The 15,354-nt window shown below is 58.7% G+C and carries 17 protein-coding genes and 2 tRNA genes; 13 read left to right on the top strand and 6 right to left on the bottom strand.

What is annotated here, in order from left to right; genetic code table 11:
• The first annotated feature begins 231 nt into the window (after nucleotides 1–231).
• The 3 genes from HMPREF2912_RS02465 (at nucleotide 232) to HMPREF2912_RS02455 (ending at nucleotide 3,158) form a co-directional block, all read left to right on the top strand.
• Complete coding sequence (locus HMPREF2912_RS02465) at nucleotides 232–1,806, top strand: SLC13 family permease (RefSeq protein ID WP_070524590.1); 1,575 nt, start codon at nucleotides 232–234, stop codon at nucleotides 1,804–1,806.
• A 42-nt stretch (nucleotides 1,807–1,848) separates the two neighbouring features.
• The gene (locus tag HMPREF2912_RS02460) at nucleotides 1,849–2,916 is read left to right on the top strand and encodes a GTP-binding protein (protein WP_070524588.1); all 1,068 of its coding nucleotides are present in this window, start codon (nucleotides 1,849–1,851) and stop codon (nucleotides 2,914–2,916) included.
• A gap of 166 nt (nucleotides 2,917–3,082) precedes the next feature.
• Nucleotides 3,083–3,158: transfer RNA gene (locus HMPREF2912_RS02455), tRNA-Arg, on the top strand.
• A gap of 218 nt (nucleotides 3,159–3,376) precedes the next feature.
• Here HMPREF2912_RS02455 and HMPREF2912_RS02450 read toward each other — a convergent pair.
• The 3 genes from HMPREF2912_RS02450 to HMPREF2912_RS02430 form a co-directional block, all read right to left on the bottom strand.
• On the bottom strand, nucleotides 3,377–3,955 hold the full coding sequence (locus HMPREF2912_RS02450; protein ID WP_141746440.1) for a hypothetical protein: 579 nt from the start codon (nucleotides 3,953–3,955) through the stop codon (nucleotides 3,377–3,379).
• A 313-nt stretch (nucleotides 3,956–4,268) separates the two neighbouring features.
• On the bottom strand, nucleotides 4,269–5,273 hold the full coding sequence (gene rhuM / locus HMPREF2912_RS02435; RefSeq protein WP_070524580.1) for a RhuM family protein: 1,005 nt from the start codon (nucleotides 5,271–5,273) through the stop codon (nucleotides 4,269–4,271).
• A 15-nt stretch (nucleotides 5,274–5,288) separates the two neighbouring features.
• Nucleotides 5,289–5,753 (bottom strand): helix-turn-helix transcriptional regulator, encoded by a 465-nt coding sequence (locus HMPREF2912_RS02430; protein WP_070683149.1) that lies wholly within the window; start codon nucleotides 5,751–5,753, stop codon nucleotides 5,289–5,291.
• 794 nt (nucleotides 5,754–6,547) lie between these two features.
• Between HMPREF2912_RS02430 and HMPREF2912_RS02425 the strand changes: the two genes are divergently transcribed.
• The 5 genes from HMPREF2912_RS02425 (at nucleotide 6,548) to HMPREF2912_RS02405 (ending at nucleotide 10,156) form a co-directional block, all read left to right on the top strand.
• The gene (locus HMPREF2912_RS02425; protein WP_070683148.1) at nucleotides 6,548–7,249 is read left to right on the top strand and encodes a type 1 glutamine amidotransferase domain-containing protein; all 702 of its coding nucleotides are present in this window, start codon (nucleotides 6,548–6,550) and stop codon (nucleotides 7,247–7,249) included.
• Nucleotides 7,250–7,300: 51 nt separating this feature from the next.
• Nucleotides 7,301–7,780 (top strand): hypothetical protein, encoded by a 480-nt coding sequence (locus HMPREF2912_RS02420; protein WP_070524631.1) that lies wholly within the window; start codon nucleotides 7,301–7,303, stop codon nucleotides 7,778–7,780.
• Between the two features lie 116 nt (nucleotides 7,781–7,896).
• Nucleotides 7,897–8,802, top strand: a complete 906-nt coding sequence (locus tag HMPREF2912_RS02415) for a DUF418 domain-containing protein (RefSeq protein WP_070683147.1) — start codon at nucleotides 7,897–7,899, stop codon at nucleotides 8,800–8,802.
• Nucleotides 8,802–9,905 (top strand): trypsin-like serine protease, encoded by a 1,104-nt coding sequence (locus tag HMPREF2912_RS02410; RefSeq protein ID WP_070524572.1) that lies wholly within the window; start codon nucleotides 8,802–8,804, stop codon nucleotides 9,903–9,905. Before HMPREF2912_RS02415 ends, HMPREF2912_RS02410 begins: the two co-directional genes overlap by 1 nt.
• Before the next feature lie 62 nt (nucleotides 9,906–9,967).
• The gene (locus HMPREF2912_RS02405; RefSeq protein ID WP_070524570.1) at nucleotides 9,968–10,156 is read left to right on the top strand and encodes a hypothetical protein; all 189 of its coding nucleotides are present in this window, start codon (nucleotides 9,968–9,970) and stop codon (nucleotides 10,154–10,156) included.
• Nucleotides 10,157–10,611: 455 nt separating this feature from the next.
• Here the strand turns inward: HMPREF2912_RS02405 and HMPREF2912_RS02400 are convergent, their stop codons facing one another.
• Nucleotides 10,612–11,640: a prephenate dehydrogenase gene (locus HMPREF2912_RS02400; RefSeq protein ID WP_070524568.1), complete on the bottom strand. Its 1,029-nt coding sequence runs from the start codon at nucleotides 11,638–11,640 to the stop codon at nucleotides 10,612–10,614.
• 39 nt (nucleotides 11,641–11,679) lie between these two features.
• Between HMPREF2912_RS02400 and HMPREF2912_RS02395 the strand changes: the two genes are divergently transcribed.
• The 4 genes from HMPREF2912_RS02395 (at nucleotide 11,680) to HMPREF2912_RS02380 (ending at nucleotide 13,158) form a co-directional block, all read left to right on the top strand.
• On the top strand, nucleotides 11,680–12,183 hold the full coding sequence (locus HMPREF2912_RS02395) for a tRNA adenosine deaminase-associated protein (protein WP_070524567.1): 504 nt from the start codon (nucleotides 11,680–11,682) through the stop codon (nucleotides 12,181–12,183).
• A gap of 34 nt (nucleotides 12,184–12,217) precedes the next feature.
• A complete protein-coding gene (locus HMPREF2912_RS02390) occupies nucleotides 12,218–12,661 on the top strand; it encodes a nucleoside deaminase (protein ID WP_070683162.1) in 444 nt (147 codons plus the stop codon).
• A 116-nt stretch (nucleotides 12,662–12,777) separates the two neighbouring features.
• Nucleotides 12,778–12,975, top strand: coding sequence for a CsbD family protein (locus HMPREF2912_RS02385; protein ID WP_070533853.1), 198 nt, complete (start codon nucleotides 12,778–12,780; stop codon nucleotides 12,973–12,975).
• 92 nt (nucleotides 12,976–13,067) lie between these two features.
• Nucleotides 13,068–13,158: transfer RNA gene (locus HMPREF2912_RS02380), tRNA-Ser, on the top strand.
• Nucleotides 13,159–13,205: 47 nt separating this feature from the next.
• Here HMPREF2912_RS02380 and HMPREF2912_RS12965 read toward each other — a convergent pair.
• Complete coding sequence (locus HMPREF2912_RS12965; protein WP_010188407.1) at nucleotides 13,206–13,373, bottom strand: hypothetical protein; 168 nt, start codon at nucleotides 13,371–13,373, stop codon at nucleotides 13,206–13,208.
• A 110-nt stretch (nucleotides 13,374–13,483) separates the two neighbouring features.
• Between HMPREF2912_RS12965 and HMPREF2912_RS02375 the strand changes: the two genes are divergently transcribed.
• Entirely contained in the window at nucleotides 13,484–14,734 is a 1,251-nt protein-coding gene (locus HMPREF2912_RS02375; RefSeq protein ID WP_070564221.1) for an MFS transporter, read from the top strand.
• Between the two features lie 45 nt (nucleotides 14,735–14,779).
• On the opposite strand, the gene HMPREF2912_RS02370 is transcribed toward HMPREF2912_RS02375, so the two are convergent.
• A complete protein-coding gene (locus tag HMPREF2912_RS02370) occupies nucleotides 14,780–15,115 on the bottom strand; it encodes a hypothetical protein (protein WP_070564224.1) in 336 nt (111 codons plus the stop codon).
• Nucleotides 15,116–15,354: the final 239 nt, after the last annotated feature.

The raw sequence follows: 15,354 nt of genomic DNA, 5'->3' as shown, positions 1-15,354 counted from the left end.
TCAACGCGAATCTTAAAGGGGTTGCCCACACATTGGTGAGAATTCTTTGCAGCTAATCTGCAAAAAGTTTTGCAAACAGGGGTGAATTTGGTTCTTTAGTGGGGGTAATGAGACGAAAGTGTTTGTTGGTTGTCTGTGGTCTCGATAGCCTGAACGTGTAGGCCCATTCGGTGATCCCGATAACTCTCTCGGCTGAATGGGGGCTGGTTAACCAGGAAAAGGAGGGGGCAGATGACTACCCCGCAAACTCACGTCTCAACCGCGCACACGGAGGGCGAGGACGATCGCGGTGTCGACCGCAAAGACTGGCGCCGCATGGCCATTGGCCTCATTGTCGGTCTCGCATTGGCCATACTCGTGTGGTTCATCTTCCCCAGCAACGCTGTCGACACGGTATTGGAATCCCCCGGCGCCAAGGATGACGCCGAATACACCCAGGGTGCATTGCGTGCTGTAGCCGCGGTGACCATTCTGATGGGCGTGTGGTGGATGACGGAGGCCATTCCGTTGGCCGCTACGGCACTGTTGCCGTTGGTTATCTTCCCGCTAGCTGGTGTGGGTGCCATTAAGGAAGTCGGTGCACCGTATGCCTCCGCCACTATCTTCCTGTTCATGGGGGGCTTCCTTATTGCCCTTGCGCTTCAGCGCTGGAACCTTCACCGCCGCCTTGCACTTTACGTGGTGAAGCTGATTGGTACCTCGCCCAAGCGTCTCATTTTGGGCTTTATGGTGGCTACTGGATTCTTGTCCATGTGGGTCTCTAACACTGCAACCGCCGTGGTTATGCTGCCGATTGGTACGTCAGTGCTAGCGCTGACTGCGGAGACCGTTGGTGGTTGGGATAAGCAGAAGAAGTTTGCCACTGCTCTCATGCTTGGTATCGCGTACTCGGCGTCCATTGGCTCGCTGGGCACGCTCATCGGCACCCCGCCGAATGCCTTCCTCAATGCGTATATGGCGGATACCTGGGGTGTGACCCTCGGCTTTGGTCGCTGGATGGCTGTAGGTGTGCCGCTGGCCGCCATTTTCCTGCTCATCGCGTGGTTCCTGCTCATCACCATCTTTCAGCCGGAGATGAAGGAGATTCCGGGTGGGCGCGAGCTTATTGATGAGGAAATTGAGGCCCTCGGCCCGTGGACCCGCCCCCAAATCATGACGGGTATTATCTTCCTGCTCGCCGCCGCTTCCTGGGTGGCCCTGCCGCTCGTGCTTAAGGAATTCGACAACTACGATGACGCCATCGTAGGTATTGCAGCCGGTATTCTGCTTTTCATCTTGCCGGCGGACAACGAGCGCCGTATCCGCCTCCTAGACTGGGAGACGGCGAACGAGATGCCGTGGGACGTGCTTCTCTTGTTTGGTGGTGGCCTATCGCTTTCGGCAATGTTCAATCAGTCTGGCCTGTCCCTATGGATTGGTGAGATGGCTAAGGGGCTTAGCGTCCTGCCGGTCGTGCTCATCGTGGCTGCCGTGGCTGCGCTGGTGCTCTTCCTTACGGAAATCACTTCTAACACCGCAACTGCCGCGACCTTCATTCCGATCATGGGCGGCGTCGCGGTGGGCGTTGGTCTGACCGCTGACGGTGACGTCAACGTCCTCCTCCTCACCATCCCGGTGGCACTCGCGGCAACGTGTGCATTCATGTTGCCCGTGGCTACCCCGCCGAACGCCATTGCGTACGGCTCTGGCTACGTCAAGATTGGTGAAATGATTAAGGGCGGTCTGGGTCTCAATATCATCGGCATCTTCCTCATTACCCTGACCGTTTACCTGCTGGCGGTGCCTATTTTCGGCCTCGCGGTCTAGCTGGCGTAGCCATCCCTTGATGAAAAACGTTATCATTACGGGATGGCTACACCCGTTACCGTGCTGTCCGGCTTTTTAGGCAGCGGAAAAACCACCCTTCTCAACCACCTGCTGGCTAATCGCGAGGGGCGCAAGCTGGCAGTCATTGTCAACGACTTCTCCGAGGTCAATATCGATGCCGCCCTCGTCGCTGGCGAGGGTCATCTTGAACGCGGCGAAGACCGCTTCGTTGAGCTCTCCAACGGCTGCATTTGCTGTACATTGCGCGAGGATCTTATTGAGTCCGTCGGCAAGCTGGCCCGTTCCGGCCGTTTCGATCAAATCGTCATCGAATCCACCGGTATTTCCGAGCCCATGCCCGTCGCCGCCACCTTTGAGTGGAAGTTTGAAGACGGCGCCACGCTTGCCGACGTTGCCCCCATCGACACCATGGTCTCCCTCGTGGATGCCTCCACGTTCCTTTCTCAATTACGCCGTGGCCGCAGCTTGGTCTCTGAGAATATCGAGGCCACGCCTGATGACGACCGCACCATCGCCGACCTGCTTGTGGACCAGGTCGAATTCGCCGATCTCATTCTCGTGACGAAGACGGACCTGGTGGAGGCCGCCGAAACCGAACGCGTCATCGCCACCGTGCGCGCCATGAACCCCCGCGCTCGCGTCGTGCCCGTAACCAACGGGGTTATCGACCCTGCGCTGGTCCTTGACGCCCATCTTTATGACACCGCAACCGCCGCGGCCTACCACGGCTACGCCGAGGAACTGGCTAACCCGCACACGCCGGAAACTGAGGAATACGGCATTTCCTCCGTGGTCTTCCGCTCCGATCGGCCTTTCAATCGTAAACGCCTGCTGGCTGCGTTGAGGGGCAGCACCGGCCTGGTGCGTTCGAAAGGTTATTGCTGGATTGACACCGACCTGCGCGTGGCTCATGCCTGGCAGCAAGCAGGGCCCAACCTGCAGATTATGCCGGCGTCATTGTGGGCGGCCAACGGGGTTACTCCCGGCACGGAGTTGGTGCTCATCGGAATCGACTTCGATCACGAGTCCACCCTGCAGGCTTTCAATGACGCCGTGCTTTCCGACGCCGAAGTCGCCGCCCTTGTCTAGCTCGTCATTAAGGTGAACACGGGGTGAATTGCTATGCCCATTCCCTGGGGCGAAAACATGCATTGACATCGGGATTTGTTAGTTCTCTGGAGTGTGGGTATAGTTATTCCTCGTTGCACAGCAGAGCGCACACGCTCCGGCGTCAAGCACTGCAAACCAACGGACTGCGCCCGTAGCTCAACGGATAGAGCATCTGACTACGGATCAGAAGGTTGGGGGTTCGAATCCCTCCGGGCGCACCACCTAAAACCCCAGGTTAAACGGCATAAACACCGGATAGCCTGGGGGTTTCTTCGCGTTTTAGTCGCCTAAAAGTAGACCCGAGTAATCCCAGGTAAACCGAAGTGGGTGCAAACGCGGTGCAAACACCCTGCAAACGGATTGCAAACATCCGACCTGGTATCTGGCTTAAGCCCTTAAGGGACATTTCGTGTGGATTTGCGGCGTGTCGCGTTGTTGGTTAGCAGGGTCCGTATTCGGAGGGGAACCGGACGCACAGGGGTGGCAATTGCTGGCTGGGGCCGTAGCCATCGCCGCTGTTGGGGTTGTAGGTAGGCGTGTAGGTCATGGGGAGATCGACGCCGCCGTTGCAGGCCGGATATTCGGGGTGTGCTGCGCACATCTCGACTTCGGTGTCATAGCCCGCGTAGCTGCCGCCGATTGGCGCGCTACCAGTTAATCCGGCAGCTCCCTCGGCGGAAGCGCTGGCAGCGCCACCCATCTGCTGCCAGCACCAATCGGAGTAGGCGGTGGTTCCGTCTGGCCAGAGTGCCGGGCCGGGTGTGCCCTCGAGGCACTGGACGACGTAGGGTTCCTCGGATTGCGCGGTGGTGGGGGCTGCGGCCTCCGCGGTGGGTTCCTCGGTGGTCGAGGTGGCCATGCTGGTCGATGTTGCGGTGGTGCTGCTCGAGCTTGTCGATGTCGACGTGCTCGTTGTGGAGCTCGTCGCGCTCGTCGAGGTGGCCGGGGTGTCGCCGGAGATGGAGCAGCCGGCAACGAGGAGAGTGGCCGCGGTCAGGACAGGGAATAGCTTTTTCATGGGTGGTTCATTGGGAGTTGAGAGTGGTTAGAGGATCATGCGGCTAGTGCGCCCATAAGCAAGAATCCTGCCGGACTCCCAGAGCTGCATCTAGATGGTCAGGAGCCGCGGCGTGACGCCTAGTTCGGCGGCGATGGCGCATGCCCGCGTGGCAGGGTCGAGGCCCGTGCGGACGATGACTGTGTTCGTGGAGCGGTGGCAACAGGCGTTGAACCTCATGTCGAGCTTTCCGGACCCTACCTACGCAACCAGGAGGTGTAAGCGCTCCTTGATAGGGAACATGGTGGGCTCCTTTTAGGGAAATGGGTGGTTGTCATTCAGGCTTGTGGTGGTGTCGTTGTTGCAGGGCTTTGACTTCGCTTTCAAGCTGGCGCATATCGATTTCATTTGCTTCTTGGTCGAGACGTTGAAGGTAGGCCTTCCACTCGGCCTTGGCCTTGGAGTCGGCTTGCTTCTTGTTTCGCTTTCCGAACCCCTGAAGCAGCTCACGTTCGTTGAACTCCAGCCATTGCGCCGTCTTTCGCTCCCAGTCTTTGAGCAGGAGGGTCTTGCCCATTTCTGATTGATCTTCGGCGTAGTCCAGGTACATCGTTGTGAGACGGTTTAACCGACGTAGCTCGGCGTCATTGAGGTAGTTCTTGGCGATGATGACATCGGCTGCATGTGGTCGCTCTCCCTGCCAATTGGTCAAACCGGCGTTTGGTTTCATGTGGTCTGCACGCTCGTAGATGAGTTCTGCAGCCGTGGAGCCGTGGATTGCGTAGTGCAGTCGGTTTTGCAGGTTGGCGAAGAAATTACGGACATCATCGAAGCTCCTACGCTCTTCGTAGTCAGCACTTGTCTCGGAAATGACGTCACAAATCTTGCGGAAGAACTGTCGTTCCGATGCGCGAATCTCACGGATTCGCTCGAGTAGTTCATCGAAGTGCGTGTCGGCACCGTCATTCTTGAGCCGTTGGTCGTCAAGTGCGAAACCCTTGATGAGATATTCGCGGAGAACCTCGGTCGCCCACTTTCGAAATTGGGTGCCGCGTGGTCCTCGGACGCGGTATCCCACTGCGAGGATCATGTCGAGGTTGTAGTGGTTCGTAGACCTGTCCTGACCTGGCTGTTGTAAAAGTTTTTTACATGTAGCTTGGTCCAGTTCTCCATCGCGGAGAATTTCGCGAATGTGATGGTTGACTGCCGGTGCACCGACGTCAAAGAGTTCTGCCATTTGAGCAGTATTAAGCCATGCAGTGTTTTCTTTGAGCTGAAGTCTTACCTGGGCTTTTCCATCATCAGTGGTGTAGAGCGCTATTTGATCTGGGGTAGGCATACTTTCCTCCTTTCGCTAGGGCTGATTTTCCTCAAGAGGATCCGTAGCCTCCTGGGCAGCCACTGGCTCCAGGTCGGCATTGATCCGGTCATTTCTGCCTTGGTCGTCCAAATCGTAAACCTCGGCCTGGACATCTGGTCCGTCCTCTGTGAGCTCTGCAAAGGTTCCGAACCAAGCCGACGGATCCGAGTCGATACGTCGGGCCAGCTCGCGAATGAGTGCTTGATCGCTTAGGACTTCGGCCACATCGGTTAGAGATTGGTATGAAGTTTCATGCGGACGCAGATAGCCGGTAGCTACAAGCGCCGCAGTTACAGAAGCGCCATACGCACGAGCGAGTGCGATCACGTAATCCGCCGAAATCTCATCCTTTGCGAGCTGCCGGTTAAGGGTCGAGATGCTAATGCCGGCCTTTATTGCGGCCTGCCGTCCGGAGGCCTCTCTAGTGAGTCGTGAGAACCATGCTTTGTGCGCTTCCATGTGGCCCATTATGCGCAATATGGCAACATTGCGCGAGTTGCGCAGCCCCGTACTTTCCAGCTAAAACGGAACTTCTTTGTGATTGAGCTTGCGCAATCCGGGTTACGAAACCCAAGGTGCGCTACGCAAATCAAAATGCGCAAGGAGGTGAACCGAGAAATGAAGTACCGAATCCGTCCTGAAGTTCTCGACAAAAATCGAGAAGAACAGCAGCTAGGAAGTGGCGAAGCTCTAGCCCGAAACCTAGGGATCTCACTCCGGGCGGTGCAAGGACTCCGAAAAGCGGACACCAAGTCTCCCGACATTCGTCCAAGTCATGCAGGCGGCAAACAGCACCCGTATCAACGTCGGAATCGCGGCCGCCTAGGCGCGCCTGGCATCGGAAGCAAGGAAGAGGAAATGCTGACTAAAGAACAAGAAACCAGATCTGCTCGCCAAGAAAGCGGAAGAGGAGAGTGTCTGATGGTTTGTGTGGGGGTTCCCAATCCGCATGAGGAGATAGACCAGAATGACTACTGTGACGAGGCAAAGTGCCCGCGTCCCCGTGTCTTGCCATCGAGGTTAACGATGAGTCAGACCTGCCGCAGATTAATCGGGACTTAGCCGAGATGTCGCAGGCATTGAATAAAGAGTTCGGGCGCTACGCGACGGTGAATGATTGGCGGCAGTGTATTACTGCTCGCCGTCAGCAGGCCCCTTCTCTTGCAGTCCCGCCACCGCACTAACGGCACAGATCCGAGTTTTCTGACATAGTGGGGCGCCTAACCGAAACCGTGATGTGAAGGAGATTAAAAATGACTAGCGTATTGTTCGTCGTCAGTGCGGCAGATGGCTGGACACAGAAGGACGGTTCCGTTCACCCGACTGGGTACTGGGCTGAGGAACTTGCCGTTCCGCACCGCCTGTTTAGCGAGGCCGCCTGGGACATCACCATCGCTACCCCCAACGCGGTAGCGCCGACGCTGGATGAAATGAGCCTTGGTGAAGGGGCCGGTGAGCCCGAGGAACTTCAGGAAATTCGTTCCTACCTTGAGTCCATCAAGGATGAGCTCGATAATCCAAAGGCCTTGGCGGATGTCAACGAGGAAGACTATGACGTGGTCTTTTACCCAGGTGGCCACGGCCCCATGGAGGACTTGGCCGGCGACGCCGCCTCTGGTGCGCTGTTGAAGCAGCGCCTCGCCGCCGGCACGCCCCTCGCTCTGCTGTGCCATGCACCGGCCGCACTTCTGGCAGCGAAGAACGACGATGGCACCAACGCCTTTGCCGGCAAGAACGTGACTGGCTTCTCCAACACCGAGGAAGAATCCACTGGGCTTGCGGAGAATGCGAAGTGGCTCCTGGAGAGTGAGCTTGTGAACGCGGGCGTCAAGTATGACAAGGCAGCGGAAGACTGGAGCTCCCACGTCGTTGTGGACGGCAACCTCTACACTGGCCAGAACCCGCAGTCTTCGGCTGATCTGGCTAAGCGCATCCTGGAGGACTTGGGCAAGTAAGTACTGGAGGATCGCACGGTGGGCCCGCCAGCGGGGGATATAATGGTGCCCATGATTCAAGCGATTCTCTCCGCTATCTTGCTTTTCTTTTCCTCTCTGTTGTCTTTGGCTGGCTCCTCGGATCTGCCAGGGAGCTCAGGTATAGCGGAAGCTGGATCCTCACAACGAAACATCGTTACTAGCGTGCCCTCGGGCTTAGTTACCGTTAATGCACAGCAGATGGAGTTCGTGGAGAATTCTGAGTGGAAGTCCGCGGAACAGCCGGAATCTTTTTATGTGAACTTTAGGGATCAGGTCATGGAGTTCTCCTGCGATATCGCCGGTTTCCACTTTGAAAGCAATGAGGCTGGTCAGATAGATATCACGTGGGATTTGATATCGGATCACGTCTGCTTTGGCCCACAATCGGACGGGGCCATCATGAAACTTCTTGCGAGCCCAGTAATGGTGAAGGTGGATCCTGCTGCCTCCGTAACGCCGCAGCGCATCTACCTTGTGAACGGGGACCAAGCCATCACGCTCATTCGCTGAGATGCATATCACGCAGCGCTGAGTGAAATGCAGAGCTGAAAACGGACACAAATAAGAAGACCGGCCAGAGCCACTGGTCGGTCTTTAAACGTTTTCAACTGCAAGGAGATGAATAGGTGTCAGCGCGCGCCCGAATAGTGGGCCTCGATATTGCTCGTTCCTTGGCCATCATCGGGATGATTATTCTGCACATGGCCAACCTGGTGTGGAGCGCCAAGGTGGTGCTCTCCGGGCTGCCGGCGGCGGGCTTTGCCATCATTGCAGGTACCACGATGATGATTCTTGCCCGCGACTACTCGCTGCGGGTCTTCCTCAAGCTGGTCGCCCGCGGCCTGATAGTCATGCTCATCGGCGTGGCCTTGCTGCCTGTGGGCGGTGAGATTCAGGTGGTGCTCGTCGTGATGGGCGCGGCCATGGCTCTCACCGCCTGGGTGCCGCCGCTGGCCACCGGCTGGAAGGTCCTGCTCTTCGCGCTGGCTACTGCGGGCGCCACGGTGCTCTACGCGCCGTACACACTCCCACAGGTCTACCCCCTCGTGGCATTCCTGGCGTACATGGTGGCGGGCATGCTGCTTTACGACGTCTACCTCACCCGCCCCACCCGCACCCAGATCGTCACGACCGCGGTGGCCGTCGTCGTTACTGGCATCGGCCTGTGGCAGCGCTTTAACCCGGATATCGCCGGCTGGCTGCGCTTTACCGGGCATACGGGTGTGCTTGGTGAAATCCTTCTCTCCGTGGCGGTCACCGCGGTGGTGCTGCACCTGTGCCTGATCATTGGCCGTCACCTGCCGCGCTTGACCTTCCCCTTCGCGGCATTGGGCTCGATGTCGTTGACCATCTATATCCTGCACATTCTCACCGCTCGCTACTGGCAAGCACACGTCTCCCTACACAACACCATGGCGGCAGTGGGCTTTGTGCTCGCGTTCCTACTGTTGAGCGCGCTGTGGAAGAAGTTCTGTGGAAAGGGCCCGGCCGAGAGGGCCGTGGCTTGGGCAATCAAGGAGGTGGCCGCGTAATGGTGGCACGAAAGATAACTGCTGTCGTGGCCAGCTCTCTGGTCGTGGGGCTAGGCGCTGCGCCGGCCATGGCCTTGGAATTCGCCCAGCCCGCACCTCACTCGGAGGAAAGCGCCGCCGTGGCTGCGTTGCGCATGGGCAAAATCGGAAACTTCGGCGATTGCACCGGCACGCTGGTGGCTGAGCAGTGGGTGCTGACCGCCCGCCACTGCTTGGAGTCCGTCAACAACGAGGGCTCGCAGGCCCGCTTTGGCCAGGGCAAGGACACCCGCGTCTATGACGTGGACTCCTGGGCTGTTTCGCCGACTATCGACGCCGGCCTCATGCACCTGACCGAGCCCGTCAAGGGCGTTAAGCCCGCCAAGCTCGCGGATGCGGTCCCCACCGCCGGCGAGAAAGGGCACTTCTACGGCTGGAGTAGTAGCTCCCGCATGGCCCGCAAAGGCCAGCTACCGATAGCCGAGATGGAAGTGGGCGAACTGCTCTCCGGCGGCACCCCGCCGGCAAGCCCAGATGAATCCGGCGAGAAGATGACGCCGGTGGCGCCAGGAGATTCCGGGGCTATGGCTCCTGGTGACATGGCAGTGCCTGCCCCCGGTGGAATGGTCGCTCCCGCCCCTGGTTCGTCCGATGCGCCCCAGGTGATGAAGGGCGGCGACATGCCAGATATTGCCGTTGGACCTGACGGCGCGGAAAGCATTCCCGCCGGTGAGCTTGGGGGAGTAGGCCCGATGATTGCGGCTGCCATCATGGACGTGAAGTCCCTCAATGGCGAAGGCATGCAGGGCGGCGACTCGGGCGGGCCGTTCTTCGTCAACGGCCGCCTCGTGGGCGTAGCTACGGCCGGAACGTCTAATGCGGATCCGGATCTGCCTTCCCCAACCGCGGCGATTACATCCGTGGTTGAGGTCCGCGACTGGATTGAGGACGTCACCAGTGGCCGCGACACTGATGGTGTGTTGAATGCCGATAACTCCCCGAAACCTCCGAAAACCATGCAGGTCAGCGAGCCCTATGCCATGCGCGCCGGCATCTTTGGGGTGGCAGGACTGGTGGTTGTCGCCATCGCCTCACGCGTTCTTCGCCGCAAGGGCACACGCTAAAATAACTGCTGGACTTTGCGCCTGATATGCCCAGAGCCATGGTGCGGCTAGGCTGAATCTCCATGAAGGAGAAACTCGTTCCGTGTCTGATCGCTGGTGTCATTCTCGGGGTGGTGTTGTGGCTGGCCTCCGGTATGCTCTGGCTCTTGCCGGTGGGCCTCGCGGTGGGCCTGGCGGGCTACCCGTTGCTTGGCATGACTCGCGACGAGTCTCTAGCCCGCAAGCGCCGCGACGACACCTTCCGCGACTAAGCGTCCCACCCCACGCCACCGCACTACGCCGCCCGACGCCGCCGCGCACGCTCCTCCACGGTCGGTCGCTAGATGGCACCCCACAAACCGTCGACAAATGGCGCCCCACAAAAGGCATCCGCTAGAAGGCATCTTTGGGGCCAAAAACGCCACCTGCAGGATCTAAAAGGCGTTTTCAGGCGAGAAAACGCCTCTTGACAGACGCCTTCTGACAGATGCCGTTTGCAAGATGCCTTTTGCTGACTGCTGCTGCCCACTGGCCAGCACTCCTACAAAAGGCTTCACTCAGAAGTCTCCAGTCAAAAGGTTCCTCTGGGGGCAGGTAAACCATCTTTAGCCAGGTAGAAGGTTCGTTTGGGGGCAAACAAACCTTTTGACTGGAACCGGGTGAGGGGAACCCGTTGGGAAACTACCGATTAAGGGCAGAAGGTCAGGGCTGGAAGCTCGCCAACGGGTTAGAAAATCTCGATGCGCCCGCCCAAAGACTCCGTCTGGCGCAGCTGCGCCACCCAGTTCGGCGCACCCGGGTGCATGCGCAAGACCGGGCGGGAGGAGATCTTCACCGGGGAGACCGATTCCTTGCGAGCCCCGGAGCGGGCTTCGATGCGGGTGCGGGCGCGGAAGCCAGCGTCGGCAAGCGCGGCGATGGAAGGCTCATCCGAGGCCAGCGATTCGCGCGCATCCTGCAGCAACTCAAGGGCCTCGTCGAGGGCCTGGACCAGCGCAGTCGAGTTGGTCTCGCACATCTGGCGCACCAGGTCCGGGCGAGTACCCGCCACGCGCGTGCCGTCCTTGAAGGAGCCAGCCGCCAAGGACTGCGCCAGGATGCCGCCATTATCGCCGACCACCGCGAGGGTTTCCGCCAACACGTGTGGCAGGTGCGAAATGCGGGCGACCGCGGCATCGTGGTTAGCCACGCGCACCGGAACCGCCTCCGCGTGAACCATCTGGGTCATGCGGACCACGTCCGCAAAAATGTTCTCCCACTCGGCGGGGATGCGCTCGCCGCGCGCGTCGCACTCGGCGGCATAGTCATAGGTGATAACCCAGGCAGCGCGGTTGAACAGCCCGGTGTGGGAGTTCTCCCAGCCGGACTTGGAGGTCCCGGCCATGGGGTGGCCGCCCACATAGCGCGACTCCATGTTGCGCTGCACAACGAGCTGGCGCACCTCGGTCTTGACCGAGACCACGTCCGTCAAGCCGCAGCTCGGGGCGTGTTCCTGAATGGAATCGAGGACCGAGGCAACCGCATCCATGGGCACCGCGACGACGATAAGCGCGTTGTCTTCCTCGGCCCGGTGCAGGATGGCCGGCAGATCATCGGTGACGTCGTAGCCCTGCTTAATGGCCGTTCGGGCACCAGAGGTGGAGTGGTTGTAGCCGTACACGGAATGGCGTGCAGCAGCTAGGTCACGCAGGAGGGAACCTCCAATGAGACCGAGGCCGATAATGCAGACGGGGCGTTGAACATCTTGAGAACTCACGGTGACAATTGTGGCACAACCCGACTAATCTGACGAGGTATGAGCCACGACGATCTGTCCTTTGCCATCACCGTCGCCAGTGCCGAAGGCGGCTGGGTGATTCGCCCTTTCAAGGATGACTTCACCGACGTCAACACCTCCATCAAAGCGGTGCGCAACCTGCGTTCCGAGGGGGCGGCATTCGCGCTGCTGTGCGTGGAAGATGATTATTTCGTCGTCGTGCGCCCGGTTCCGGGGGATGTGCGCATGCTGCTTTCCGACGCCACCTACGCCTCCGAAGACGACTTCGCCGCGGATTTCCTGGACCTGCGCGATATCGATATCCCGGATTTGGACGAGGACGAGTGGGAGGACGCCGACCCCTACGGTGACGGCGACTTCGATATCTTCGCTGACCTCGGCCTCGATGAGAACCAGCTGGGCTACATCATCGATAACGATGAGGACTGGCCTTCCGACATGCTCCTGCGCATCGCCGGCGAGCTGGGCTTTGGCGATGAGCTGGAGGATTTCATCGACGGCCTCGACTCGGATGACTCTTAAACCAGCAGCGGGGCTGGCGCGCGCGGAAGCTCGCATGCGCCGCGCCCTAGAGGTTGCGCGCACCACACCGGCGGGGGATATCCCGGTGGGTGCCGTGCTTTACGACGCCTCCGGCAACGAACTCGCCACCGGCGTTAATCGCCGCGAGCAGCTGAATGACCCAACAGCACACGCAGAGGTCGAAGCAATCCGCCAGGCGGTGCGCGTGCACGGCGATGGCTGGCGGCTGGAAGGCTGCGAGCTGGTTGTCACCTTGGAGCCCTGCGCGATGTGCGCGGGCGCGATTCAGGCTTCCCGGGTGTCTTCGGTGGTCTTTGGTGCCTTTGAGCCGAAGACGGGGGCGTGTGGATCGCTTGTCGACGTCCTCCGTGCCCCCGGCGCCCTCCACGTTCCCGAGGTACGCGGCGGTGTGCTGGAGGAGGAGTGCGCGGAGCTGCTCACGGGCTTCTTCGGGGGTCTTCGTAGAAGCGGCGCTTAGCCCCTGAACTGGTTAGTGGCCCCGCAGCCGCCTGGCAATTTGGGTGTAGGCTGGGTGGTCCACGTGAGAGAAGTAGAGAGTCCCACGTGAGAGAAGTAGAGAGTAAGGAGAAAACCATGGGTGATTTCGAGAACAAGAAGGACGAGTTCGTTGGCAAGGCTAAGGAAGCCGCTGGCGGCCTGACCGATAACGAGAAGCTGGAGAACGAGGGCAAGGCCGACCAGGTCACCTCCGAGGCTAAGCAGAAGGCTTCCGACGCCGTTGAGGGCGTCAAGGATAAGGCCACCGAGGTTATCGGTAACCTCAAGGACTAATTCCTAGCCTCAAATAGCTGAATCGCTGTCCGCGCCGCGTGGTGTGGGCAGCGATTTTGTCGCTCGGGGTTACTCGACGTAATCTGGAACGCGGTGGCGTGTCCGAGCGGCCGAAGGTGTTCGCCTCGAAAGCGAATGTTGGGTAACCCCCAACCGCGGGTTCAAATCCCGCCGCCACCGCCACATCCGGCACTCCAGTTCTTAGCTCTGGGGTGCCGGTCTTTTTATTTTTAGAAGCCAGCCCGCCCTCTATCAACATCTCTTTGGAAATCCAGCGCGGCTTGGCGTGCCTCGGGGTCGTGGTCTTCCGTGCGTTTGTGGATCCGTCGGCTCATCATGCCTGCTGGGATGGCAATGAGAAGGATGGCCGCGACGGCAACGATGACGAAAGTGGACATAGGGTCTCCTAAAGCACTTCAGCGGTTAGAGCTTTGACTGGGCGAGAGGTGTGCCCTGACTCTCTATAGTTAAATACTATGATTCAGAACACTATAAGATGTTGGGATTGATGCATAGTCTTTCTTTTAAAACTTCGTTCTCGCTCGTCTTCGTAGCCGCTGTCGTCTCTGGGTTAGGTGACGGCCTCATCCCGATTGCTTTTGCGCTTCAGGCGCACCGAGTAGATCCGTCGGGGCGCGGCTTGACGGTGGTGCTTATCGCGCTGTGGGCGGGCCGCTTCGTCAGTTCTTTAGTGGTCCGAAAGCTGCCGCCACCTCACCGGCCAGTGACCTGGATGCTGGGTAGTGATGTCGTTCGGATGTTGGCGCAGTGGGGACTCGTGGCGTGGGTGGTTGCTCGCGGCGATTCCATTGCTGCGTTCGCGCTCTCAAGCTGCGTGTACGGTTGTGCCTCGTCATTCTTTGGGCCAGCAAGGTTTAGCCTCTTGTCGCAGCTGTTTTCCGATGAGCAGCGCACCCGCGTCAACGGAACCCTGTCGATGCTCGGTGATGTGCTGTTTATCGCCGGCCCCCTCATCGGTACAGCGGCAGTGCTCACCTTGGGGTTTAACACGGTATTGCTTATCGACGGCGCCACTTTCCTCGTGGCCATGCTCTTTGTTCTTCCGTTTCTCTCAGTACGCAGAGAACCAGCAGGCGAAAGCTCTAATGTCGCAGCGGCTGAACCAGGACCGGACAGCGCAGGTTCATCGAGTCCGAACAGGCCTCTTACGTCCCCAACGCTCCCGAGCTGGGTGCGGGTAGGGCTCGGCACTTGGCTGGTCGCGGCAATTGTCAACGGCTTCCTGGGAAGCGCTGGACCTACATGGATTATGAATAATTTCGACGAAAAGTCCTGGGGGTTTATGGCAACTGCGCTTGCGGTCGGTTCGCTGATTGGCTCAGCCGCAACAATTCTGAAGGCATTAGATCGGGTTCGTTTTAGTACCCTGCAAATCCTGATGCTGATTCTTCTGGCCGGGCAGATCCTGGCTTTGGCATTCTCCTCTGTCTTCGTGCTCATCGCCGCAGTTGGTGCCGCTGCGTCCTTGTTGATGACTGCTGCAGGCATTGCGTGGGATTCTCTCGGGCAGTCTTTGGGAGATGATGGTCTGGTGCACCAGTTCGCTACAAAGGATCAGCTGGTCTTTACCGCCGGTACCCCGCTTGGAATGATTCTTTTCGCGGCACTTTCTTCTCAGCCTGGTGTTGCGGCGGTTGCCTTGGCAGCTGCGTTGGTAGTCGCAGCCGTTGCGTCGTTCTTGCCCGTGGCGCGTTCGCCACGTACTGCAGATATGGCTGAGGGTGCTGTTCCTTTGTAATGAAGTAGGTACACATCGCAGGTGTGCAATTGGCTATGTGCGAGCTTAGGCCTCATTGAATTGTCTAGCCATGATTACTTGTGGATCGACGACCACCGAGCTCAGGCTCATCAAGAAGTAGAACAAATTTTGTTTGTCCACATTGGATGGGTCAATGCAGCAAGCAGCCTCTGCAAGGGCAGATACCTTGCCATAGTGGATAATCAATTCATCTGGTTCTTGGTCTATTTGTGCTTGATGGGTTCTCTCATCACTCGCCTTGAGCCATCGCTCCGCGCTCTCGAGATTTTTGGAGAACTCGGATTCTCTAAGTCGATTAATGATTTCCGGAGGAATCTCTTCGAGGAATGGAGCAGACACCGCGAGGAATGTCTTAGCCATCACTTCCAATTTCGATGAATCGCCCGTCAAACTTAGGGTTCTGGAGATGACAGGATCAAACCGAAGGTGGGGGTCCTCTAATGAGGTCAAGATATACCTACTCCCGTTGAACTGGCTTAAGCGGCTTGTCGTTTGCTCATGCGATGTCTTCATCTAAGCGGACGGAAAGCCCTTGGTCTTGGGACTGTAGTTAGTATTGCTTGGGATTTCCTAGGAAAGACTTTGGGGGGATGATGGTT

Source organism: Corynebacterium sp. HMSC056E09 (genome assembly GCF_001813425.1).
Taxonomy (GTDB): domain Bacteria; phylum Actinomycetota; class Actinomycetes; order Mycobacteriales; family Mycobacteriaceae; genus Corynebacterium; species Corynebacterium hesseae.
This window is presented reverse-complemented; position numbering and strand designations above follow the sequence as displayed.